The sequence below is a fragment of the Arsukibacterium sp. UBA3155 genome (assembly GCA_002364615.1).
GTDB lineage: Bacteria > Pseudomonadota > Gammaproteobacteria > Enterobacterales > Alteromonadaceae > Alishewanella.
The window spans coordinates 1-22,804 of the sequence record DEYP01000012.1 but is presented as its reverse complement, the minus strand read 5'-3'; the positions used below and the strand labels follow the sequence as shown (position 1 = coordinate 22,804).

The window sequence follows — 22,804 nt, the reverse complement described above, 5'->3', positions numbered from 1 at the left end:
CGTTTATTTATTCAGAACTCTTCAGATCTAATCAGACCACAGGTGTTTTAGTTCACTATGTTAACAAAAAATATTCATATATTGGTGGTTGATGATGTCATACTAATGTGTGACTTCCTGTATGGCGTAGCCAACAAAGTTACTTCGTGCAGGGCATTTAAAGCGCTGGATGGTAAAACGGCGGCGGAGTTTCTGGAAAACGAGTCGATAGATTTACTGATCACCGATATTGAAATGCGAGCCCCTTCAGGCTTAGATCTGGTGCAGCGGGTACGTGCTGGCATGTTTAGCAATACCGCATACGATATTCCTATTATTATGTTTTCTGGTAATGCCTACCGTGATGTTATCGAGCAAAGTATCAAATTTGATATTAACGACTTCCTGGCCAAACCGATAACGTCGGCGCAGCTAACCAAAAAAATTCAACACCATTTACAACATCACAAAACGGTAAAGCCTGTTGCTCATTATAAGCAGCTGATGGCTGATGCGGGTGCTGTCACCACTGAGCCGCCTGCAGATCGGGGCTTTAGTGTGGCGATTGTTCGTGAGTTACCGCAAAGTAAAAGCGAAGATGCTGAGCAAAGTGATGCAGGTAGCAAAACCGCAGACAAAAAAGATTTTTTAGTATGGCCTGAAGGTGCCACAACTGGTTATTTTCAGCTCGATAGGCGGCTGCGCAACTTCGCCTTTAATGTTAGCTGCTTTCACAACGTCTTTGTTGATAATTGTAAAGCGGTAGCTATAGAAAGTGAGCGCAAACGAGCTTGTGAGGCGGCTGATTATTTATTTCATATTGCGAAAAATATCAAAAATAAAGAGCAGCGGCGTGATTTCTGGCTGCTGTTTAATCAGCGGTTGGAAAAGTTAAAACCTCATATCCTCGAATTAAACAATATCAATATCAAACATCATAGTCAGGTACTGGTATTGCTAAAACGTTTGTCATACTGGTGGATGCAAACCTGCAACCGGCCCATTATTCAAATTACGGAGAATGAGGTCGAGGTAGATGATGACTAATCTGGTAGCAAAGGCTGTACTTGATTTAAGCATACTGAGCGAGATGTATGGCGACGACAGTGTCGAAACGGTATGTCCGGTATTAGTCGGTTTTCGTAATGAAGCACACCTTTACATTGGACAACTGCAGCATGCTCTTAGCGTTCTAGATTCTGTAGAAATAGCTAGATTGAGCCATAGTTTAAAAACAATGAGTGGGTTAATTGGCGCAGGCCAGCTAATGACGCTGTGTCAGAGGACAGAGCAGGCCGCCCGGCAGAATAATCACCTCTCCCTTAAGGCCTGTGAGCACGATTTAACATTGGCCTGGCCGGCATTATTATCACAGTTGCAAAACAGCTTGCAGCAATGTGGGTACGACGATGTTTAAGCTGTTGTTTGTTGATGATGATCCTTTCGTGCTGAGTGCATATCAGCGCATGCTGCATAAAACCCCTTATCATTGTCATGTTCTGCAGTGGCCTGAGCATCTGATGACACTGCCTGACCTTACAGATTTTCATATCGCTTTTATCGATCAGCAAATGCCTGGTGTTAGCGGTAGCGAGCTATTACTGCAATTACAGCAGCGCTATCCCGCCATAAAACGGGTGTTAGTCAGTGGTGATGTTGAGTTTGCGTTGCAGCAAAAATCTGCAGAGTTGATATTGGATGCGGTAGTAAATAAACCGTGCAGCAAATCCAGTTTAATCAGTTGTATTGAGCAATTTGCAAAGGAGCAGTCGAGACCGTGATGACTATACGACAATCGAAGCTGAGCCACACAATTTATCGTAGTTTATTTTACAGCAATATTATTATAGTGCTGTTTGCCAGCATTCTGGTTCTTACTGCCGCTGTGGTTACGGAAGAAATTGCAAACTACCGTTTCGTTATGCTGCCAGATAGTGCTTTGGGTCTTTTCGCCGTCTGCGTACTATTGATCGGGGATACATTTAAAAAACGTGTTTTAATCTATTTCGGTATAGTAATTGTAGCTGTGCTTGTGACTGCCAGCATTCTTTGGCAGGCGCCATCGGCTGCCTCTGTTGACCACTTCAGTTTACTAAGTAGACAAATGAGGATGCCACTTTGGCAGAGTAGTGCATTGGTATTATTATGCTTGCCATGGCTTGGCCGGTATAAAAAGAAAACCGCTATTAGCTTTACAGTGTTTTCAGCAATAAAACTGCTAACAAATCTGGTCGTTATTGTAATCTGTTTATCGGTTGTTATGACCCAGGCAACTGGCTTTTACTGGTTTAGTTCAAGTACGAGCTTCGCTACGTCAATTCATATGGCAATTTTTCTTGCGCTTTTGGCAAGTGCCAGTTTGTGCTTACCTTATGTTAGAAGTTGTTATGCACCACAATATTTGTCTAGAGGGGGGTGGTTACTCGTCAGTTTTATTGCCTTATCTTCAATTTCACTGTGGTTTAACTATGCCTATCAATTGCCATCGGCAATCGCCAAAACAGCAGCTGAAATTGCACAGCGTATGCAGCACACTGTAGATCAGATTGTTGATGAGCAAGGCGATTTAATGAATCGTATGGCGGAGAGAATTTCTGCAGCTGAAGTAGATTTATCGCCAGCATACTATGAAACTGAATTTAAAAGTTATCTGCGAGACTTCTCATATATTGATTACCTGGCGTTGCAGAATTCTGACGGGAAAATACTGCATGAAAAAGCCCAATATCCAGCTGAGCTAAGTTGGTTTAATCAGTATTTGCTGCAACAAAGTGTGATATCTGGTATTCCGCCTACGAGTCACAATAAGCCAGAACTGACCTTACATTACGATACTGATCTAAATCATGCATTTTTCGTGATTTCATTGCCGCTTAACAATCGACTAGGCGTTAAACGTTTAGTTGCTGCGGTCGATTTTTTCAGAGCAATGGACACCGCAATATCACTGTTAGTACCGACAGGTTATCTTGTACAATTATTTCAGCCGGCACAACAAACACCAATATATGATTCGGTAAATTCTTCTTCTGGCACTCGTCTTGTTAAAAGTTATCAGATTAGTTTACCTGAAAATTTACATTGGCACTTAAAGGTACATACCAGTTATAACAGTGGCACTACCAGCTATCTGGTCGCTACGGAAGTCATCATATTTGCTGGTTGGTTAACCACCTTGTTAGTTATGCTGAGCCAAAAGTTTTATCAGCAAAGCCTGCGCCACCGCCTGCACCTGATGGCAAGTAACGACAAGTTACAGCATAACGTTGCTGAACTTCAGCAGTTACAGTTGCAACAGCAACAAATTATGACTAACTCCGCTGACATGATTTGTGTTGTTAACAGGAAAGGACAGTTTGTTGAGGTAAGTGCTGCGTGTCAAAAAATCCTGGGATACCAACAGAATGAGTTACTTGGAAAGACATTTCTCGACTTTGTTCATGTCGATGACAAAGCATTTTCAGATAAAAAATTCCAGCAGATAATAAATACCGATTCATTTGCTGAAAACGTTAAAAATCGATATCTGCATAAAGACGGCCGCGTTGTTCATCTAATGTGGGTGGCTAATTATGTTCCCCGCTTAGGTTTAGTATATGCCATTGCCCGGAATGTCGATGACATCGTTAAGGCAGAACAACAGTTACGTCTGTATAAACGGGCTGTTGACGCCACCTCCAGTGGTATTGTTATTGCGGACCTTTTGGAGTCTGAGCAACCCGTAGTATATGTTAATGCTGCTTTTGAAAAGCTTACCGGTTACCAAGCCAGAGAAATCATTGGCAGCAATTGTCGTATCTTACAGGGAGCAGAACAAGATCCGGTTGCAACGAATACCATCCGCCAAGCGATAGCAAGCAAGAAAGAATGCAACGTCGTGCTGAAAAATTATCGAAAAGATGGCAGTTTATTCTGGAACCAGCTTTTTCTAGCACCTGTGCCAAATGAAGATAATGAGGTCACTCATTATATTGGCGTACAAACCGATGTTAGCGCTCAGAAACAATATGAACAAGAGCTCGCTTACAATGCCTCTCATGATCTGCTTACCCGTCTGCCAAACAGAGCCTTGTTTGAAGATATATTAATTCATAGCTGCCACATGCAGTTACGCCGGCAACAGTCGCTGGCAGTTTTATTTATCAATTTGGACGGTTTTAAGCTAATTAACAACACCATGGGGCGTGGAATAGGGGATGAAGTGCTGAAACAAATAAGCCAGCGCATCAAATCCTGTATTCGCCTGGTAGATACCCTGGCCAGATTTGGTGGAGACGAATTTGTGCTATTACTGACAGACTCAAAAGATGTGGTGTCGGTTGCGGAACGGATCCTGGATATTATCGCCACACCATTGCATTTGAATCATCACGAAATACATTTGTCAGCCAGTATTGGCATCAGCGTTTCTGACACAGAGAAAACGGAACCCGAGCACTTAGTACAACAAGCCGATCTGGCGATGTACCGGGCAAAAAAGCTGGGCCGTAATAACTTTCAGTGGTATAGCCATGAACTGGAAAATACATCTGAAAAACAGTTGAATTTGCGGGCTCAATTAAAAAAAGCGATTGTGAACAATGAGTTTGAATTGTATTACCAGCCACAAGTTGATGCGGTCAACGGCAATATCGTAGGAGTGGAGGCGCTGCTGCGCTGGCCACACCCTGAATTGGGTTTTATCAGCCCGGCAGAGTTTATCCCGCTGGCAGAAAATACCGGTGATATCGTCGCCCTAAGCAATTGGGTAGTCGCTACGGCCAGTAAGTATAATCAATCTCTGATAGAGCGAGGTATTGCCAGCGTAGTGATGGCGGTGAATATTTCCTCTATTCAGTTTAGCCGGAGTAATTTTGTTGAGCATTTACAGCAAACAATTAGCCAAAACGGCTTAGAAGCTCGCTGGTTCGAAATCGAATTAACCGAGTCACTACTGTTCGAAAATACTGAGCAAGTTATTTTAAAGTTACAGCAGTTACGTCAACTGGGCGTACAAATATCCATTGATGATTTTGGCACCGGCTATTCCAGCCTTAATTATTTAAAACGTTTACCGATAGATAAGTTAAAGATTGATCAAAGTTTTATCAAAGATATTGTCTCGGATAAATATGATGCAGCAATCAGCAAAGCTATTATTGCTTTGGCGCATCATCTGGACATTAAAGTTATCGCCGAGGGCGTTGAAAACGAAGCTCAGGCGGTATTGCTCAGAAAGAGTTTCTGCGATGAATATCAGGGTTTTTACTTTGGTAAGCCAATGCCGCCAAAACTGCTGGAACAGTATCTGCAAAATTATCAGAAAAACCGGATGTTTCGACCCATGCCGGTGGATTATGCCAAAACCATTTTACTGGTTGATGATGAAGAAAATATTTTACATGCGCTGATGCGAGTGCTGCGCCGTGAAGGTTATCAGATCTTAACTTGCACTAGTGCCAGCCGTGCGTTTGAAATTTTAGCATTAAATAAAGTACAGGTTATTGTTTCGGACCAACGGATGCCCGGCATGAATGGCACAGAGTTTCTTAGCCAGGTAAAAGACATGTACCCCAATACCATCCGAATGGTGTTGTCAGGATATACTGATTTAAGAACGGTGACTGAAGCTATAAACAAAGGTGCTATTTATAAATTTATGACCAAGCCATGGCACGATGATGAAATAAAACATGAGATAAAAGAAGCTTTTACCCAATATCACAAGCTTTTTGGTGACGTGGAGGATAAATGAACCAAGGACATCGTTCAGAAAGCGTCCAGATTGCGAAGCTGCAGACTGAAATCAAAATGTTAAGAGAGCAATTGCTGCAGTCTGAAAAACTCGCCTCGTTAGGCCAGCTTGCCGCCGGGGTTGCTCATGAAATAAACAATCCTATTGGTTACGTTGCGTCCAATATGAAAGTGTTGGCTGAATATTCCAGTAATTTAATTCATCTGGTTAAGCGGCTAAGTCAGCAGGTAGATGATGAAACTCGCGCCAACTTATTGGCCCACTTTGATTTTGAGTATGTCTGTGACGATTTACCCAAGCTGGTGCTAGAGTCAGAGCAGGGGCTTAGCCGTGTAGTCGGTATTATCCACGATTTAAAGGACTTTTCTCATATAGAACAAGCCGATTTTGTTGAGGCTGATCTGCATCAGGGAATTTTATCTACCTTAAATTTGGTTAGCAATGAGCTGAAGTATCGAGCCGATGTGGTGAAGGACTTCGCTGAACTGCCAAAAGTGAACTGTATTCCCTCACAGCTGAATCAGGTGTTACTAAATTTGTTGCTAAATGCTGCCAAGGCGATTAAACAAGATGGTACTATCACCATAACCACGGGTTTTGACGACTTCTGGGTGTGGTTTGCAGTCAGTGATAACGGTGAAGGAATGGATAGCGTTCAGCTCGGGCGAATTTTTGAACCCTTTTACACCACTAAACCCAAAGGTGAGGGAACGGGACTGGGTTTGTCACTCTCGCGTGGCATTGTCGAAAAACATCAGGGCGTTATTAATGTCAGCAGTACTCCGGGTGTCGGTAGCTGTTTTACAGTAAAAATTCCACGGTAGTTGCCGGTTTAAAAGATTAATAAATCAGGAGATATAATGGAAGCTAATCATGTAGAAATACGCCATTTAACCAGTGAAGATATGGCTGAGCTGCGTGCGGCGTCTGAGCAGGTATATCAGGCGGGCCCGCTGCTTACCTGGACCAAAGAGCGGGTAGACACACTACTCACCAAATTCCCTGAAGGTCAGATTTGTGTCTGTGTTGATGGCAAAGTTGTTGGCTGTGCATTTTCACTAATTATTGACTATCGCAAATTCAGTGATGATCATACCTATGAGCAAATTGTTTCTGGTTTTTCTTTTGATAATCATGATCATAACGGTGATGTTCTTTATGGTATAGAGGTGTTTATTCACCCTGATTATCGCGGCCTGCGCCTGGCCAGACGGCTGTATGACGTACGAAAAGAGCTATGTGAGAACCTGAATTTACGGGCTATTATGGCCGGTGGCAGAATGCCAAATTATGAGCAGCATTCAAGTACCCTTAGTGCAAAACAGTTTATTGAAAAAGTAAAAAGCAAAGAGCTTTATGATCCGGTGCTTAGTTTTCAGCTGGCCAATGGTTTCCATGTCCGCAAGTTATTAACCGGATATATTCCAGGTGATACCCAGTCAAAAGAATATGCCACCTTATTAGAGTGGGCCAATATTTATTACACCAAATCGGTAAAACTGATTAATGCGCCCAAAGCCGAAGTGCGCCTGGGTTTAGTGCAGTGGCAAATGCGCAATATGAAGGACATTAACCAGCTGTTCGAGCAAATGGAATTTTTTGTTGATGCGGTATCAGATTACAAAAGCGACTTTATTTTGTTTCCGGAGCTTTTTGCTGCCCCTTTGATGGAGCATTACAACCATTTAAGTGTGACGCAAAGTATCCGCGAGCTGGCGAAATATACCGATACTATTCGCGAAAAATTTGTAGAGTTTGCCATCGCTTATAATATTAATATTATTACCGGCAGTATGCCGTGTCTTTATGATGGCAAACTGCATAACAGTGGTTTTTTATGCCGCCGGGATGGCAGTTGGGAGCAATACGACAAGGTGCATGTTACCCCGGCAGAGAAGCGCAACTGGGCCATGCACGGCGGCAACCGGGTAAAAGTATTCGATACTGACTGTGGCAAAGTGGGCATTATGATTTGTTACGATGTTGAGTTTCCTGAATATGCCCGACTATTATCCGATCAGGGCATGAACATTTTATTTGTGCCTTTTTTAACTGACACCCAGAATGGTTATACCCGGGTGCGGCACTGTGCCATGGCCCGGGCTATTGAAAACGAGTGTTATGTGGCTATTGCCGGTGCTGTGGGTAACCTGGCACGAGTAAATAACATGGATATTCAGTATGCCCAGTCGGCGCTGTTTACCCCGTCAGATTTTGCCTTCCCCACCACTGGGATTAAAGCAGAGGCTACACCTAACTCAGAAATGCTGCTCATTGTCGATGTCGACCTGGACGCGTTAAAAGAGCTGCATACTCACGGCAGTGTCAACACCATGAAAGATCGCCGGCATGACGTATATCAGTTGTCGCTGGTAAATCCGCCACTGGATGTAAAGTTAAAGGATAAAAAGTAACAGGTTACAATACAAAATATATTTGTTGGGGTAGCTTGTTTCGGCTGTGGCAAAGCCTCATGATAGCGGTATCAGGATCGAGTTAGTGTCCTGTGTCTGTTATGAGGCTTTATGCGTTGGTTCAGTAGTTTAATCATACTGGTTTACTTAAGTCTGCTGTGTTCACCGCAGGCGCTGGCTGTGCAACAAAGCCGGGTAGCCCCTCTGGTTGAAACACAATTGCAGGGCCTTACCCCTGCTATTCAATCCGCATTTCATCAACAATACCTGGTGTCCGATGACACCGATAGCGATGAGCCCTTCGTCGCGTTAACCGCAAGCCACAATGTTAACCTAACCGCAGCTACTGCAGGCTTAATCTATAGTCTGCATTTCACAGTAGCTACGATTGAGTCTGTCGCTCACTCTGCCCGCGCTCCCCCCGTTTTTCGCTCACTGTAAAACTCAAACTGCAACACCTTGTTTTAAATTTTTTTTCAATGGTGCTGCCCATTTTGTGACTGCTATAGCCTTGCTGTAGTGGTGCTGAGTATGTGAAGGACACTCTTTATGTTAAACAAAAACCCTGCCTGGCGTTATGTGGTAGTTATTACCATGCTGTTATTAACCCTGGTGTATGCCTTACCCAATTTATACCCGGAAGACCCGGCCCTTAATATCAGCGCCAGAGGCGGTGCTGTTATTTCAGAACAAACCCGTTTGCAACTGGAACAGGAATTTATTCGCGCAGGCAATGCCGCCGCTTCAGTTCAGCTACAGGACGGGAAAATCATTGCGCGCTTTTCCAGCGCCGAGCAACAGCTGCAGGCATTTGATCAGGCAAAAAACCTGTTAGGCCGTAATTACATTGCTGCGCTTAGCTTAATGCCGGCTACACCTGCCTGGCTGTCAGCAATTGGTGCAACCCCCATGAAGTTGGGCTTGGATCTTCGTGGTGGGGTGCATTTTTTACTGGCCGTAGATATGCAAGCTGCTCTGGATAAACATCTTAACGATTTAGTCAGTCAGTTCCGTAACGATTTACGCCAGGCGGATATTCGTTACCAGAGCGTTAAAGCTAATCTGGAGCAAGGCCAGATTGCCATAGTTTTCCGGCAAGCTGCAGATGTTGAACAGGCAGCAAGCCTGCTAAGCAAACAAGATAGTCAGCTGTTAATGAACCAGGATATGGATAGCCTCAGCTTGCTGGTTTCGTTAAGTGAGGAGCGTCAGCGCGATATTCGTAATTATGCGCTGGAACAGAACATTACCATTATGCGCAACCGGGTAAATGAGATAGGCGTGGCTGAACCCGTAGTCCAGCGCCAGGGCGCAGATCGCATCGTGGTGCAACTACCTGGTGTACAGGATACCGCACAGGCCAAAGAAATACTCAGTGCCACCGCGACGCTGGAGTTTCGGCTGGTTGATACGGATAGCGATTTGACAGCTGCAATAGCAGGTCGGTTACCAGGCAATGCTGAGCTTTATCAGAGCAATGATGGCCGGCCGGTGCTGCTGGAAAAGCGGGTATTGCTGACCGGTGATCATATTACCGACGCCATTTCGGGTTACGACGAATACAGTCAGCCCAAGGTCACCATTAAACTGGATACTGCCGGCGGCAATTTAATGTCTGATGCGTCAAAAAGTGCAGTAGGTCGCAGAATGGCCACCGTATTTATTGAATATAAGCCCGGTACAGAGCAAAGAGCCGATGGCACGCCGGTATTAGTAAAACAACAGGAAGTGATTAACGACGCCACTATCCAGTCACGGCTTGGCCGCGATTTTGACATAACCGGTTTAAGCTCTCCGGCACAGGCACAGCATCTGGCCAGTTTACTGCGGGCCGGTGCATTGATTGCGCCAATTCAGGTGATAGAAGAGCGCACAATTGGCCCAAGCCTGGGTAAGGAAAATATCGAACTGGGCCTGGCCGCGATTCAATGGGGCATGTTAGCAGTACTTATTTTTATGCTGGTGTATTACAAGGCCTTTGGCTTAGTAGCCAATATCGCGTTGGCGGCAAATGTTATTTTTATGGTTGGCATTATGTCGATGATCCCAGGGGCGACATTAACGCTGCCAGGTATGGCGGGCATTGTGCTGACGGTGGGTATGGCGGTCGATGCCAATGTGCTGATATTTGAGCGAATACGGGAAGAGCTGGCTGAGGGCAGGTCCGTTCAGCAGGCAATTCATCTTGGCTACGATAGAGCCTTTGCAACTATCGCTGATTCAAATATGACCACCTTACTGGTGGCGCTTATTCTGTTCGGTGTTGGCACCGGGCCGGTGAAAGGCTTCGCTATAACGTTGGCGATTGGCATTATCACCTCCATTTTTACTGCGGTAGTCGGCAGCCGGTTACTGGTTAATTTAATTTGGGGTGGCCGCCGTCTGCAGTCACTGCCGCTGTAAGGAGTACGCTATGCAACTATTTAATTTTAGCCAGCCACTTCATTTTATGCGGTTTAAATGGCCGGCGTTGCTGTTATCTGTCTTATTGGTTATCGGATCTATTGGCTCTTTTGCCACTAAAGGCATTAACTGGGGCCTGGACTTTACCGGAGGTACGGTTATTGAAGTTGGCTTGAACCAGTCTGCTGACTTAACGGCAATGCGTGACACCTTAAGTGCTGCTGGCTATCCGGATGCAGTTATTCAGTTGTTCGGCTCCAGTAAAGACGTGCTAATTCGTATTCCGCTTCGCCCTGATCTGGTGCAGGAAAAAGTCGGTGAGGCGGTATTGCAGGCGTTAAATGCAAAGCAAAGCACACCCGTTGAGCTGCGCCGGGTTGAATTTGTGGGGCCGAGTGTAGGCGAAGAGCTGAAACAAGATGGTGGAATGGCCATGCTGGTAGCGCTTATTGGTATTCTGCTTTACGTTGCCTTGCGGTTTGAATGGCGATTGTCAGTAGGTGCCGTCGTCTCGCTTGGGCATGATGTCATACTAACGCTTGGTTTGTTTTCAATCTTACAGCTTGAGTTCGACCTGACGGTACTGGCGGCAATTCTGGCACTGATTGGTTACTCAATTAACGATACTATCGTGGTGTTTGACCGGCTGCGGGAAAGTTTTCGTAAGTTGCGCGAGGCGACCGTTGATGAAACGATTGACCATGCCATAACCTCAACCCTGAACCGGACGGTGATTACTTCTCTGACCACGGTGCTGGTATTATTGGTGTTGTTTTTTATGGGCGGCGCGTTAATTAATGGTTTTGCCACTGCCTTACTATTTGGTATTGCCGTAGGCACTTACTCATCTGTGTATGTCGCCAGCGCCATAGCAGAAGTATTAGGCATTAGCCGCGAAGATATGTTGCCTGCACCGCCTGCAGAGAATGAGGTTGAGCAGGTTTAGCGGTATTTGATAAAGAAAAACGGCCGTAAGGCCGTTTTTTTATCCGTTTAACCAGCACGTTATTAATGGCTGGTTGCTTTTTTCAGTGCCCGCATTTCATCGTGGCATTCCTGCATCGTGGTTAACGACTGACGCAGCGCGGTTTCGAATTGCGGCGGCTGGTTTTCTTTTAACGCGGCTTTAAGCTCTTCCAGCGTTTTATCTTCTACTTCTTCCAGCTGACTGATATAGGTGTGCTCTTTGTCAGACGACATGGCACCTATAACCTTGGTATACGCTTTTCTTGCTTCAACGGTAAACGCTGAGCCATCTTCCCGCTCACCATCTTCGGCAACAGCAAAAGGCTGCAGGCGTTCTTTGACCAGACGCCGGGCGTTTAACATCCGGTCAAAAAAACTGGCAAGCTGGCGGTCATCTACTTTCTCTTTTGCATCACCATAAAAATCAATACCACTGTTCAGTACCTGGATAATGTCATGTACATGTTTAATTTCTGGATTATTTAACTGTGCCATAAATGCGCTCTCCATTTTAATTAAAAATTACAGCGGTTGTTAGTAACAACTTAGCGCTGAGGCTAACACTTCGCTGCCAGGACAACCATACTGCTGCAGCATGCAGGCCAATCTGACATTTCAATTTTTTAATGGCACAGATAAACAAATAAAGTATTGATTATAAGAAAATTAATTAATTTATATTATATTGTGGCCTATCATTGTGTTGCCGGCCTATGGATATTCGCCAGCGCATTTATTTCATGCTTTCGCTGGTACGCCGGTAATTTTTACTAGGGTACATAGATGTTTTCAGGATCTGAGCGTTGGGTGTTTTCGCTGCGGATTAACTATGCTACCGTCAGTATGCGCTTGCATTAATGTGAGGGAACTCTGGATGGCACACAATGTTGCTCCAAACGACAGCACTTCAGCTATGGAAGGATCGACTGCCAATCATGAGCTAATGGTGTTTGCAGAGGATAGCAACGAGCCAGCAGCTGACTACCAGTACTGGACAGTGCTTATTGTTGATGATGATCCGGAAATTCATAAGGTCACGGTGCTGGCGCTACGTGATTTTAATTTTCAAAACCACAAACTTAAGTTTATCAGTGCACACAGTGCCCGCGATGCAAAGCCGATACTCGACAGCAATCCCGACATTGCCCTGGTTTTGCTGGACGTGGTAATGGAAACCGACGACGCTGGCCTGACGCTGGTGCACTATATCCGCGATACCTTACAAAACCATCTAATCCGAATTGTGCTGCGCACCGGCCAGGCGGGCCAGGCGCCTGAGCAAAGAGTCGTGCAAGACTACGATATCAATGATTACCGGTCAAAAACCGAGCTAACCGTGCAGCGCCTAACCACCACCGTATTGTCGGCGATGAGGGCCTATACCGCTATTGCTGATCTGGCGAAACTAAACGATACCCTTGAGGCTAAGGTGCAGGCCAGAACCGCAGAGCTGGCAATCAGTAATCAGCAACTGCAGCATTCGCTGGCTGAGCTGGAAGCCGGGGAGCGGGCGGGCAAGCAGGTACAGTTTAAAATGTTGCCGCCAGCGAGGTTTTGCTGTGGTGAGTATGAGTTCAGTCATGCGCTGTTTCCATCGGCTTATATGAGTGGTGATTTTGTCGACTATTTTAATGCCGACGAACACCGGGTGGTGTTTTATATGGCAGATGTGTCCGGGCACGGTGTGGCTTCTGCTTTTGTTACGGTTTATTTAAAGCGTTTTGTTAGCTCGTATTATGAGCGTTATCAGCGCGGTAATGCCGATACGCTGCTTGACCCGGCGGCCATGCTAAGCACCCTGAACAGTGAACTGCTGCGGGAAAATATGGCAAAGTATATTGCGCTGTTTTATGCGGTACTGGATACCCACAGCCACCAGCTTATCTACGCCAATGCCGGCGCCTATCCCTGGCCTTTAATACAACAGCAGCAACAGTCCAGCTATCTGGAGCTGAAAAGCACACCGGCCGGCATGTTCGACTTTAGCCAGTATCAAAATCATCAGCTGACGCTGGCTGAACAAAGCAGTGTTGTGTTGTGTTCAGATGGCTTATTAGATTTGCTGCCCCAGCCGACAACTGAGTTAAAGTTGCAGTGTTTGCTGGATAACAGCATGGCGCATCCGGATATTGCCGGGTTACTGCAGGCACTGAATATTGATCCGGCGCAACCATTACCCGATGATCTGACTATACTGAAGTTAAACAGGGGCGTTACTGATCCGCCAGCTAATCCGCTAAGCGAGTAACACATGAGTGAGTCACAGCAAATTTTGTTTGCCAACATTGATAACTGTTGTTATTTCAAACTATGTGGTGAACTGCGTTATACCAATGCCACGGGCATGGACGACTTAATTGACCGATTATTCAGCGCGCCAATACCCTGTGCCCAGGTGGTTATTGATTTAAATCAGGCAACGTTTATTGATAGCACCTATGTTGGTCTGCTGGCCAGCATCGCCCGCTATTGCCAGCAACAACAAATGCCAAAACCAACCCTTTTTTCGACCGACAGTGAAATTAATGAATTACTGTTTAGTTTATGTCTGGAGCAGGCATTTCAAATTGTTGAACAGCCAACGAACGTTAACGCTGAAATGAGCAATATCGCCACTCAGACATACACTGAGCAGGAGCAGGGCCAGATGATATTGCGGGCGCATCAGGCATTAATCGACCTGAACGATAGAAATAAAGCAGAGTTTCAGCCGCTAGTGAACTTGTTACAACAACAATTAAAGTAGTCTTATTTAGCCAAAAGGAGACAGATATGGCGAAGGTATCCCCCATTCCTGCTAATTACGCAGGTGTTAACCCTTACTTAACCATCAAAGACGCGGCCGGAGCAATTGAGTTTTACCAAAAGGCGTTTAATGCTGAATTAATCAGTCGGATGGCCATGCCAGATGGCACGGTAATGCATGCTGAAATGCGCATTGGTGCCGCCTTATTTATGTTAAGCGAGCAAAGTGACCAGTGGTGCAATAAAAGCCCTGACATGCTGGGCGACAGCCCGGTGACCCTAATGGTATATGTTGAAGACGTTGATGCCGTGGTAAAACAAGCAGTCGCAGCAGGTGGCAAACTGACCATGGAAGTAGCAGATCAGTTTTATGGCGATCGCAGCGGCAGTCTGGTCGACCCTTTTGGTCATCGCTGGATGTTATCTACCCATATTGAAGACGTTACAGATGACGAGATTGCCAGGCGGGCTGCTGAAATGTTTGGTCAGTAATTTCTGAAACCCTACTGAAGCGGCACAAATTGAGCTACTGAAAATCAGCAGTTTCCAGATACACTTCAGTAGCCTCAATGCCCATCGCATTCAGTTGTTGCAGCGCTGTCACATCAGCCGGTGCTTTTAAAATCAGCGGTTCGCTTATAGGGCGCTCTGTGCGCAATATCTGATCATAGCTGGGGTTTGCGGCAATCTGATGGATTAAAAAATAACTCGAATTAATTTTTAACACGTCATACCGTGCTTCACTTGCAGTTCCAGGTTGCTGAATTGGCCTGATATAGAGTTGGCGGGCAAAATTTACCGGTACCTTGTCAAACCAGACACTGCCACCCCGTTCAAAATGGCCATGATACAGCGCAGCGTTAACCGTAATGCTTTGGCCTTTGATTAATTGCGTTAAGTCAAATTGCTGCGGCAGTAAGGTCATCTGCTGTCTTTTTTGCAGCGTGGCCAGCACAACTTTATGCTCAGTGGGGGGCAGGGTGATCTGATAAATAAGCTGATAATTATGTGGCGGTTGATATAGCGGTAAATGTGATGCCAGCAAAATATCATCTGCAGCAAATAACACCATACCATGATCTCCAACATAACTATGCTGATCGTCCGCAGCAGTCGCCCGTAGTGGCAGAAAACTCACACTAATACTTATCAGCAACAATAATAACAAACGCATAGTAAATCTCGCTTAGCAGTTATCTTTAGCCAAAGTTTAGCGGCTAACCGTATAAAATCCCAATTGAAATGGCTTTGCCTGCTATTTTGTTGAAAACTCAGCCGAAATAGTTGACAAAATCCGCAGAGATTTAAAAGCATAAATATTGCCACACCCGTAATTTGGCGTGTACCGATACTGTATTGTAAAAAATCTGAAACCGATGTAGTGTCAGCAGCCCGTTGTTTAATAGCGATGAGCACCCGTTACTATTAAGGCTGGGTGTAATACCTCTATGACCGGGCGGCGGCTTATTGGCAAAGCAGATAGTTAATAATTTGAGCAAAGAGAAAGATATGAACGACGTTTATGCAGCACCAAAATCAGACGTTACGTTAACGGGTCAACCAGATAATAATTCAGGAATGAAACAAAACACATTACCAGATGGAATTGCAGGCTTTAGTTGGGGCGCATTTTCATTAAATTGGATCTGGGGTGGTTTTAACAAAACATACATTGGTTTTCTGGCACTGGTTCCTTATATCGGCTTTATTGTGGCGATCTACCTAGGGTTTAAAGGGCGTGAGCTCGCTTGGAAAAATAAAAAATGGGATAGCGTAGAGCATTTTAACCGTGTGCAGAAAAAATGGTCAATCTGGGGTTTGTGTTTATTGCTTATTCCACTTATCGGTATTATCGCTGCTATTGCTATTCCTGCGTATCAAGACTACGTGCTCCGCGCTGGTGGTATTTAAAAAATAGCAGGAGCCATGAGCACTCTCCTGCTGTTGCTGCATTTGCCAATGTTGGTTTTGCTGATGCACTATGCAGAATATGGTCTAAATAAATGAAAACTATCCTAATTTTACTGGCGCTTTGTCTAGTTGGCTGCAGCAGTGTGACTGACTCTGTCTTACTGACTGAGCCAGCTTCTGGTAATACTAAAAAGATTAAAGTGTTAAATTTAGGCAGTTTTCATTTTGCAACAAGCAGTGACGCTAACACCGTCCATTTTGATGAGCATAGCCAGGCTAATCAGCAAGCGGTTAAAGAGATTGCCAGGCTAATTGCTCATTTTAAACCCACTATTGTGTGCCTGGAATTTTTACCAGAAGATATGGCGACGATAAACCAGGCGTATCAGGCATTTTTAGCAACTCCAGAAATGTTAGACCCCACTTATGGTGAATTAAGTATGCTGGGCTTTGATGTTGCCAGGTTAAGTGGTTTGGAAAAAGTGTACGGTATTGATCATCATCTGGGATACAACTATAGCCTGGGTGATTTTATCGAACACAGCCCTGAGCTGGAAAATGCCGTTGATCGGCAAACTTACCTGCAATTAACCCATCAGCCTTTTTTGCACTATCCGAAACTTGGCGCGCTTTACCAGCGTTTTGATCAGCTCTCGTTGCTGCAGCAGTTACAGTTAACTAATCAGCCGCTAATGCTGGATTACATGCTTAACACCAATGCCGATAAACTGTTTTATGTTGGCATTGGTGATGGTTTTGAGGGGGCAGAGCAGGCCGCACAGTTTTATCTGCGCAATATGAAAATTTATACGAATTTAAATCGCATTCCGATGACGACAAATGATCGGGTGCTAATTTTAATGGGGTCAGCCCATACCGCTATGCTCAGAGAGTTTATTGGCCGCAGTCCTAAGTTTGAGATGGTAAATACACTGGATTATTTAACGCCGTAACATTAGCGCAGGCATTATGTCGCACAGGCGTTTAACTATCGATAAGCCAAAACCAAAGCTGGTACTGTGCTGGCCTTTTACTCCCGCTTCGGTGATCTGGAGGTAAATAACGGTATCTGCTGCGTGTTAAACCAGCTAACATCTTTGTAGAACAACACCAAGTTGGCTTTTCCTGTTTACTAGCGATATACTTTTGTGCGTTATTTAGCCTCAGAAGGAAAGTTTGATGATTGTTGCAATGACCCACCCGGCGAAGGCTGCGGCGTAAGTAAAACTTTTACCTTTTGCCTTAACCTGCCTTTGCCCGGTGTCTGCTGACCGGGAACTCTGGTAACCGATTAATACGGTTACTGTAACCTTATTCCAGAGCTCCTAACCATTTTTACTGTGCGCGCAGTGCTTCACTGTGGGCAGAAGGAAATGACATGAACTTACCCTCAACATTGCAACACCTGGGGTGGCAGGCTTTTTTTCAACAACAACTTACTTTACAGGAATTTGAACACAGCATTATCGCCCGGGTTACGGCACATCACCGCAGTGGTTATGAGCTGATAACCCTGCAGGGCTCTTGCTGTTTAATGGCCAGCACCACTTTGCCGCCGATAACCATTGGCGATTGGTTGCTGCTAGATGCCGGCGGCGGCTTTGTGCGCCTGTTAACCAGAAAGTCGTTGTTTAAACGTAAAGCGGTGGGTAGCCAACTGGCTGAGCAACTTATTGCCGCTAACGTCGATACGCTGATTATTGTCTGCTCGTTAAACCATGACTTTAATTTAAGCCGGATAGAGCGCTTTCTAACCCTGGCGCACGATGCCGGTGCCGAGCCGTTACTGGTATTAACCAAAATGGACCTATGCGCCGATGTAGATGCCTTTTTGCGACAGGTTAAACAGCTAGACACCATGCTGATGGTCGAGGTGGTTAATGCACTTGATGCGAGCTGCAGCAGTACCTTGCAGCACTGGTGTAAAGCTGGTAACACCTTGGCGGTGGTAGGGTCTTCTGGTGTTGGCAAATCGACGTTAGTGAATACTCTCACTGGCCGCGGTGGACAAAAAACCGCAGCAATACGAGTAGATGACAGTAAAGGCCGGCATACCACAACAGGGCGCTCCATGCATTTTATTGCCGGTGGTGCTGTAGTAATTGATACGCCCGGTATGCGTGAGCTGCAGCTGACAGACTGTGACGACGGCATTCGCCGCGCGTTTGCCGACATTGACGCTATAGCCAGTCAATGCCGCTTTAGTGACTGTCAGCATGTTGCTGAACCAGGCTGCGCGGTACAACAGGCTATAACGCAGGGGGCTTTAGCAGCAAGGCGATTAATCAACTACCAGAAGCTGAATGTTGAACAGGCACGCAACGCGGCGTCACTGAAACAAAGGCGCGCCCACGAGCGGAAATTTAGTAAGATGGTGAAGTCGGTTAAGTCACTAAAAGCCAAAAAATTCAGTGATTAGCCGTAAACACGCCGCCTAAGGGCGGCGTTTTTTTCGATAGTCGATAACCAGCAACGCGGCATCGTCATCAGTAAACCAAACACTTCCCAGACATGTTGTTGAATGCTTTTATTTATCTGCAAAAAGCAGGAATACGTACTTTTGTTTAGAAGGCGATTTAGCTAGCGGTATTCAACCATCTGGCTGCTTGGTGCCAATACCTGACATACCAAAACCTAACCGAACATTAGGCGCTGTACAAATATATTGCCCGCATCTGGATACCACCAACGCTTGTTAGATGGATTAATCTGCATTTATATCCTATCTGTACCTATAACTTGTTCTAGGTTGTAGAAAAGCGATATAGTCTTCCAAGCATTAAATTCACAAAAGCGGAAAAGTCTGTATTTAAATACGGGTCTTTCCGCTGCATAAGCGTTATGCCTACTGTGCTGCTGTAGCAAATTAATTATGGAAACCTAGTATGGAAAGTTACAGTATTTACTTTATGACTAAAGGGGATGGCTTTGGGATTAACCTTCAGCCAACTAACGAAGAAACTGGCACTGTATATTTAGAACTATTGACATGCTTTGGCGATATTAAAGACAACATTTTGAAACTTTCTTCAGTGCAGAAAGCGACCGAAGATTTAAAGCATAAAGTTTCTGAATTTGTCGCCAAGTATGCAAGCTCTCAGCCGATTTTAAACAGGTTGAAAAGCAAAATATCAAGCCTATCACCCAATGAATATTTTTTAGTGTTGCAGTCTATGCCGACTGATACGTCAGAAAAAATAAAACTAGAAACATACATCTCTACTTTAAATGAGTTTGGTAACTCAGAGGATCTCCAGTCAAAATTTGAAGGAAAAATGCGTGTTCTTGATGAGTTTTCAGGGGATTTGACATCAAAGTACAACATGAATATACCCAGGAATGACAGAAGAACTATTATAGGGAATGCAAAAAAGGAAAGTCGTTGCTGTAGGTTTTGCAATAAAACCATGAATGATGGTGCCACCTTCAAAAAAGTGGCCCATGCGATACCTGAGGGGCTCGGAAACAAAAACATAATTCTTTGTGATGAGTGTGATGATTGCAATGGGTTCTTTGGGAATTATATCGAGCCATCGCTGATCGAACATTTTGACATATATAGAGTTTTTCTTGGACTGAAGGGGAAAAATGGAACTCCTAAAATAAAATATAAAAATGGGCACATGCAAATTGAAAACAATATGCCGATTGTCGCATCCCAAAATATAGAAAGAGTAAGCGACAAGGAGATCAAAGTTCATTTAGACTCTACAAAAAGGTTCACTCCGGCAAAACTTTACAAGGCGCTGTGTAAGATCACCCTGTCTACAATTGACGAAGAGCATGTAGCGGATCTTAAGGAAACAATAAAGTGGATGAAAACCGATGATCAGAAAGAGTTACGCCTACCTAATATTGCTGTAAATGTTGTCCATAGTGGATTTTCTAAAGAACCACAAATTGTCAACTATGTTCGAAAAGTGGATAACACCGATATACCGCACGTTGTCTCTGAGTTTAGACTTGGCAGCTTTGTTTATGTATACATAATTCCTTTTAGTGAAAAGGACAATGTTGACTTTTCAAGCGATGAAAATTACCAAAAGTTCTGGGATACCTTTAAACACTATAGCTTAGGAAAAGGCTGGAGATTTGACTGCCTAAATAGTATCAATGAGGTGTCAATCAACGAAACTATTCGTATAGTGAAAGCAGAAAAGGCATAACAAATTGCTGCATCTGATTACCTACACTCCGCTCGCTTTGTAGTGTGCGCTACGCTAGCATAAAGCGGCTCCATTCAGGCGGCGGCTGAGTAAAGCGTATAAAACGTCAACTGTCTTGACCGGTCCGGCGTCAATTATCTTGACCGGTTGTCGCTGAGTTATTCTTCCTGTTTTATTGCTGTTTTTCTTCGATAGCTTTCCCCCTGTAATTGAATGATATGTGAGTGGTGAACAAGCCGGTCTATAGCTGCAACTGCCATGGTGGTATCGGTGAACAATGCATCCCAGTCTTCGAACGATTGATTGGATGTAATGATAAGGCTGAACCTCTCATAGCGGTGTGCAATGAGTTCGAACAGTACACTGGTTTCTTGTTCTGTCTTTCTGATATAGCCGATGTCGTCCACGATTAGCACTTGGTATTTATCCAATTTATTCAGAGCATCCTGGAGTTTTAGTTGCTGTTTGGCGTCTTGTAGGTGTTGCACCAAGGCGGTGGCCGGATAGAACTTTACGCGGGTTCCGGCTTCTATCAGGCTGTAACCCAACGCGCTGGCGAGATGGGTTTTGCCTACACCGCTAGCGCCGAACAGTAGTAGGTTTGTGGCTTGTTTAACCCATTCGTGGTTATCGGCCAGGTCATGCAGGCGTGCTTTACTAATGCCTTCTATAGCATTGAAGTCGAAGCCGCCAACGTGTTTACCTGAGGGCAAGTTTGACTCTTTTAGGTAACGTAATTGTCGCTTGTCTGTCCGACTTGCCAGCTCCATATGGCACAACTCACTTAAGTAGTGTTCTGGTCGCCATTGTTCGTGCAGTGCTTTTTCAGCAAGGCTCTCCCAGTGGTTTCTGAACTCACTTAAGCGCAAGCTTTTTAGCATCAATGGCAGTGAAGCTGTATTAGTCATGTCGACCTCCTTGCAACAGTAGGCCATACTGTTTTAACGAATGCTGCTCCACTTGGAGTTGGGGTATATCACGTGTTTGTTGCTGGAAGCGCTCTTGGCAGTCAAACAGGCTGGGCAGTCTCCCCGTATTCAGTTGCTGCATGATAAAGCGCCCCAGCCGTATTTCGTTATTTTCTTTACTGGCAAGGTGAAGCACGCTGACGATATAACGACAGGCATCATCTGCTTTCATATTGCCGTTAACATATTGCCAGATGCATCGGTAATCCTCGTTAGGTAATAACTCGTCGCGCCACTGTGAACACCGGAAGGCTTGTGGCTTTTTAACCAGAGCATCTATGACGTGTTTGTAATTGACGCTGCGTTTACGTGAACTGCCTTGCGCATAAACGCGCTCTAAGTTGTAAGTCAGTTCATGACCGAGATATAAGTCTAACCTGTTATCATACACTTGTACCCGCAAGCGACTGTCTATCAGGCGGGAAGGCACTGTGTAGGTCACGCGTTTAACATTGATAGTGCTGGTGCGCGAGACGCGCACATACTCTGTTGAGTAATTGACGCTACCCACAGGCGGCAATGGCTGTAATTGTCGCTGCTCTTTGATAAAGGCGCTATTGATACGCTTGTTACGCCGCCCAACTAACTGCTGAATAAAGCCTTCATAGTCATCGCGGCAATTAAAATCGAACGAGCCGCGTATACGCAGCGCTTGCTCTATCTGCGCTTTGATATGTCGATTGCTAGACTCGATAACACCATTTTCATGCGCTACACCGGTATTATTACGTGTGGCCGTAAAGCCGTAATGCGACATCAACGACTTATAGCGTTCGGTAAATGCCTCGGCATTGTCATGGTTTCGGTACGCCGCACTTAAGCTGTCAGTGCGAACTTCTTTGGGCACGCCACCACTTTCTCTAAACGCTTTCTGAAGGCTATCGGAGAATGCAGCAAAGCTCTCACCGCCATAAACCACTTGGCAATACTGCCAGCCGCTGGCCGCTAGGCGATAGTTAAACAGCATGTGCTTACACGGTTCTCGTCTTATGGTGATAGGAGATTTGACGTGGGTAAAGTCACATATTCCCAGTATTCCTGATTCGTGATGCTGCAAGAACATCACATCTTTAGCACCACCGTGTAATTGTCGCCACTTCTTAATTCTGCGCTCAAGCGTACGTCGTGCTGTAGTTGGGAAGTCGTCGCTATGTGATTCACATAGATGATCAAATACGCCTACCGGCGTAATAAATTCATCTTGTTGTAAGATCGGAACAACGACACTCTCCCACACCGCTTCAAGAGGATCTGGCCTGGTACGCCATTGGCGTTTTGCTTGATTAGGTTGATGACGACCATTCTCAATTCGTCTGGCGGAGCTAACAGAGATATCCGCTTTACTGGCGGCCACTTCCTGCGTGAAATCCTTTCTGAACTTCATATATAACCTGACTTGTTTTTCTGTGATGTGATTTCCCGACACGCCATTCTCCTCGAATTGTCGTGTCGAACCTTAACAGAACAACCGGTCAAGATGGTTGTCGCTCAACCGTTCAAGTTAATTGTCGCTTTATA

20 protein-coding genes are annotated in these 22,804 nt (G+C 45.1%); 16 read left to right on the top strand and 4 right to left on the bottom strand.

All coding sequences use genetic code 11. From position 1 onward, the window contains the following. The first annotated feature begins 57 nt into the window (after positions 1-57). From B2X65_RS03810 to secF, 9 genes are all read left to right on the top strand, one after another. Complete coding sequence (locus tag B2X65_RS03810) at positions 58-1,026, top strand: response regulator (protein WP_290610780.1); 969 nt, start codon at positions 58-60, stop codon at positions 1,024-1,026. After that, the gene (locus tag B2X65_RS03805; protein WP_290610779.1) at positions 1,016-1,396 is read left to right on the top strand and encodes an Hpt domain-containing protein; all 381 of its coding nucleotides are present in this window, start codon (positions 1,016-1,018) and stop codon (positions 1,394-1,396) included. The genes B2X65_RS03810 and B2X65_RS03805 overlap by 11 nt, the downstream gene beginning before the upstream one ends. Further along, complete coding sequence (locus B2X65_RS03800; protein WP_290610778.1) at positions 1,389-1,760, top strand: response regulator; 372 nt, start codon at positions 1,389-1,391, stop codon at positions 1,758-1,760. Before B2X65_RS03805 ends, B2X65_RS03800 begins: the two co-directional genes overlap by 8 nt. Before the next feature lie 743 nt (positions 1,761-2,503). After that, entirely contained in the window at positions 2,504-5,713 is a 3,210-nt protein-coding gene (locus tag B2X65_RS03795; RefSeq protein ID WP_290610776.1) for an EAL domain-containing protein, read from the top strand. Continuing rightward, complete coding sequence (locus tag B2X65_RS03790) at positions 5,710-6,537, top strand: ATP-binding protein (RefSeq protein ID WP_290610775.1); 828 nt, start codon at positions 5,710-5,712, stop codon at positions 6,535-6,537. The genes B2X65_RS03795 and B2X65_RS03790 overlap by 4 nt, the downstream gene beginning before the upstream one ends. A gap of 36 nt (positions 6,538-6,573) precedes the next feature. Beyond that, a complete protein-coding gene (locus tag B2X65_RS03785; protein ID WP_290610774.1) occupies positions 6,574-8,127 on the top strand; it encodes a bifunctional GNAT family N-acetyltransferase/carbon-nitrogen hydrolase family protein in 1,554 nt (517 codons plus the stop codon). A 111-nt stretch (positions 8,128-8,238) separates the two neighbouring features. After that, the gene (locus B2X65_RS03780; RefSeq protein ID WP_290610772.1) at positions 8,239-8,568 is read left to right on the top strand and encodes a hypothetical protein; all 330 of its coding nucleotides are present in this window, start codon (positions 8,239-8,241) and stop codon (positions 8,566-8,568) included. A gap of 108 nt (positions 8,569-8,676) precedes the next feature. Then, positions 8,677-10,530, top strand: coding sequence for a protein translocase subunit SecD (secD, locus tag B2X65_RS03775; protein ID WP_290610771.1), 1,854 nt, complete (start codon positions 8,677-8,679; stop codon positions 10,528-10,530). Positions 10,531-10,540: 10 nt separating this feature from the next. After that, on the top strand, positions 10,541-11,476 hold the full coding sequence (gene secF, locus B2X65_RS03770; RefSeq protein WP_290610770.1) for a protein translocase subunit SecF: 936 nt from the start codon (positions 10,541-10,543) through the stop codon (positions 11,474-11,476). Between the two features lie 62 nt (positions 11,477-11,538). Here secF and B2X65_RS03765 read toward each other — a convergent pair whose 3' ends face one another. Then, positions 11,539-11,991 carry a PA2169 family four-helix-bundle protein gene (locus tag B2X65_RS03765; RefSeq protein ID WP_290610769.1) on the bottom strand — a complete coding sequence of 151 codons (453 nt, stop codon included), beginning with the start codon at positions 11,989-11,991 and terminating at the stop codon, positions 11,539-11,541. Between the two features lie 379 nt (positions 11,992-12,370). Between B2X65_RS03765 and B2X65_RS03760 the strand changes: the two genes are divergently transcribed. Genes B2X65_RS03760 through B2X65_RS03750 form a run of 3 tightly spaced genes read left to right on the top strand, consistent with a single transcriptional unit; the run spans position 12,371 to position 14,733 of the window. Beyond that, positions 12,371-13,744: a PP2C family protein-serine/threonine phosphatase gene (locus B2X65_RS03760; RefSeq protein WP_290610768.1), complete on the top strand. Its 1,374-nt coding sequence runs from the start codon at positions 12,371-12,373 to the stop codon at positions 13,742-13,744. Positions 13,745-13,747: 3 nt separating this feature from the next. Further along, positions 13,748-14,242 (top strand): STAS domain-containing protein, encoded by a 495-nt coding sequence (locus tag B2X65_RS03755; RefSeq protein ID WP_290610766.1) that lies wholly within the window; start codon positions 13,748-13,750, stop codon positions 14,240-14,242. A gap of 26 nt (positions 14,243-14,268) precedes the next feature. Further along, complete coding sequence (locus B2X65_RS03750; protein ID WP_290610765.1) at positions 14,269-14,733, top strand: VOC family protein; 465 nt, start codon at positions 14,269-14,271, stop codon at positions 14,731-14,733. 34 nt (positions 14,734-14,767) lie between these two features. Here the strand turns inward: B2X65_RS03750 and B2X65_RS03745 are convergent, their stop codons facing one another. Beyond that, positions 14,768-15,415 carry a hypothetical protein gene (locus B2X65_RS03745; protein WP_290610764.1) on the bottom strand — a complete coding sequence of 216 codons (648 nt, stop codon included), beginning with the start codon at positions 15,413-15,415 and terminating at the stop codon, positions 14,768-14,770. Positions 15,416-15,750: 335 nt separating this feature from the next. On the opposite strand from B2X65_RS03745, the gene B2X65_RS03740 reads away from it, so the two are divergent. The 4 genes from B2X65_RS03740 to B2X65_RS03725 all read left to right on the top strand — a co-directional run bounded on the left by B2X65_RS03740 (position 15,751) and on the right by B2X65_RS03725 (position 20,318). Beyond that, entirely contained in the window at positions 15,751-16,152 is a 402-nt protein-coding gene (locus B2X65_RS03740; RefSeq protein ID WP_290610763.1) for a hypothetical protein, read from the top strand. A 92-nt stretch (positions 16,153-16,244) separates the two neighbouring features. Next, on the top strand, positions 16,245-17,105 hold the full coding sequence (locus tag B2X65_RS03735; protein WP_290610762.1) for a DUF5694 domain-containing protein: 861 nt from the start codon (positions 16,245-16,247) through the stop codon (positions 17,103-17,105). Between the two features lie 425 nt (positions 17,106-17,530). After that, positions 17,531-18,571 (top strand): ribosome small subunit-dependent GTPase A, encoded by a 1,041-nt coding sequence (rsgA, locus tag B2X65_RS03730; protein WP_290610760.1) that lies wholly within the window; start codon positions 17,531-17,533, stop codon positions 18,569-18,571. 466 nt (positions 18,572-19,037) lie between these two features. Then, positions 19,038-20,318 (top strand): HNH endonuclease, encoded by a 1,281-nt coding sequence (locus B2X65_RS03725; RefSeq protein ID WP_290610759.1) that lies wholly within the window; start codon positions 19,038-19,040, stop codon positions 20,316-20,318. Positions 20,319-20,476: 158 nt separating this feature from the next. On the opposite strand, the gene istB is transcribed toward B2X65_RS03725, so the two are convergent. Next, a complete protein-coding gene (istB, locus tag B2X65_RS03720; protein WP_015068742.1) occupies positions 20,477-21,226 on the bottom strand; it encodes an IS21-like element helper ATPase IstB in 750 nt (249 codons plus the stop codon). Continuing rightward, positions 21,219-22,712 carry an IS21 family transposase gene (istA, locus tag B2X65_RS03715; protein ID WP_015068741.1) on the bottom strand — a complete coding sequence of 498 codons (1,494 nt, stop codon included), beginning with the start codon at positions 22,710-22,712 and terminating at the stop codon, positions 21,219-21,221. The genes istB and istA overlap by 8 nt, the downstream gene beginning before the upstream one ends. Positions 22,713-22,804 lie beyond the last annotated feature (92 nt).

What these genes read in the sequence shown, in the direction of transcription:
- B2X65_RS03810 (WP_290610780.1), top strand. Translation starts at nt 58, where the DNA reads ATGTTAACAAAAAATATTCATATATTGGTGGTTGATGATGTCATACTA.
- B2X65_RS03805 (WP_290610779.1), top strand. Translation starts at nt 1,016, where the DNA reads ATGATGACTAATCTGGTAGCAAAGGCTGTACTTGATTTAAGCATACTG.
- B2X65_RS03800 (WP_290610778.1), top strand. Translation starts at nt 1,389, where the DNA reads ATGTTTAAGCTGTTGTTTGTTGATGATGATCCTTTCGTGCTGAGTGCA.
- B2X65_RS03795 (WP_290610776.1), top strand. Translation starts at nt 2,504, where the DNA reads ATGCAGCACACTGTAGATCAGATTGTTGATGAGCAAGGCGATTTAATG.
- B2X65_RS03790 (WP_290610775.1), top strand. Translation starts at nt 5,710, where the DNA reads ATGAACCAAGGACATCGTTCAGAAAGCGTCCAGATTGCGAAGCTGCAG.
- B2X65_RS03785 (WP_290610774.1), top strand. Translation starts at nt 6,574, where the DNA reads ATGGAAGCTAATCATGTAGAAATACGCCATTTAACCAGTGAAGATATG.
- B2X65_RS03780 (WP_290610772.1), top strand. Translation starts at nt 8,239, where the DNA reads ATGCGTTGGTTCAGTAGTTTAATCATACTGGTTTACTTAAGTCTGCTG.
- secD (WP_290610771.1), top strand. Translation starts at nt 8,677, where the DNA reads ATGTTAAACAAAAACCCTGCCTGGCGTTATGTGGTAGTTATTACCATG.
- secF (WP_290610770.1), top strand. Translation starts at nt 10,541, where the DNA reads ATGCAACTATTTAATTTTAGCCAGCCACTTCATTTTATGCGGTTTAAA.
- B2X65_RS03765 (WP_290610769.1), bottom strand. Translation starts at nt 11,991, where the DNA reads ATGGCACAGTTAAATAATCCAGAAATTAAACATGTACATGACATTATC.
- B2X65_RS03760 (WP_290610768.1), top strand. Translation starts at nt 12,371, where the DNA reads ATGGCACACAATGTTGCTCCAAACGACAGCACTTCAGCTATGGAAGGA.
- B2X65_RS03755 (WP_290610766.1), top strand. Translation starts at nt 13,748, where the DNA reads ATGAGTGAGTCACAGCAAATTTTGTTTGCCAACATTGATAACTGTTGT.
- B2X65_RS03750 (WP_290610765.1), top strand. Translation starts at nt 14,269, where the DNA reads ATGGCGAAGGTATCCCCCATTCCTGCTAATTACGCAGGTGTTAACCCT.
- B2X65_RS03745 (WP_290610764.1), bottom strand. Translation starts at nt 15,415, where the DNA reads ATGCGTTTGTTATTATTGTTGCTGATAAGTATTAGTGTGAGTTTTCTG.
- B2X65_RS03740 (WP_290610763.1), top strand. Translation starts at nt 15,751, where the DNA reads ATGAACGACGTTTATGCAGCACCAAAATCAGACGTTACGTTAACGGGT.
- B2X65_RS03735 (WP_290610762.1), top strand. Translation starts at nt 16,245, where the DNA reads ATGAAAACTATCCTAATTTTACTGGCGCTTTGTCTAGTTGGCTGCAGC.
- rsgA (WP_290610760.1), top strand. Translation starts at nt 17,531, where the DNA reads ATGAACTTACCCTCAACATTGCAACACCTGGGGTGGCAGGCTTTTTTT.
- B2X65_RS03725 (WP_290610759.1), top strand. Translation starts at nt 19,038, where the DNA reads ATGGAAAGTTACAGTATTTACTTTATGACTAAAGGGGATGGCTTTGGG.
- istB (WP_015068742.1), bottom strand. Translation starts at nt 21,226, where the DNA reads ATGACTAATACAGCTTCACTGCCATTGATGCTAAAAAGCTTGCGCTTA.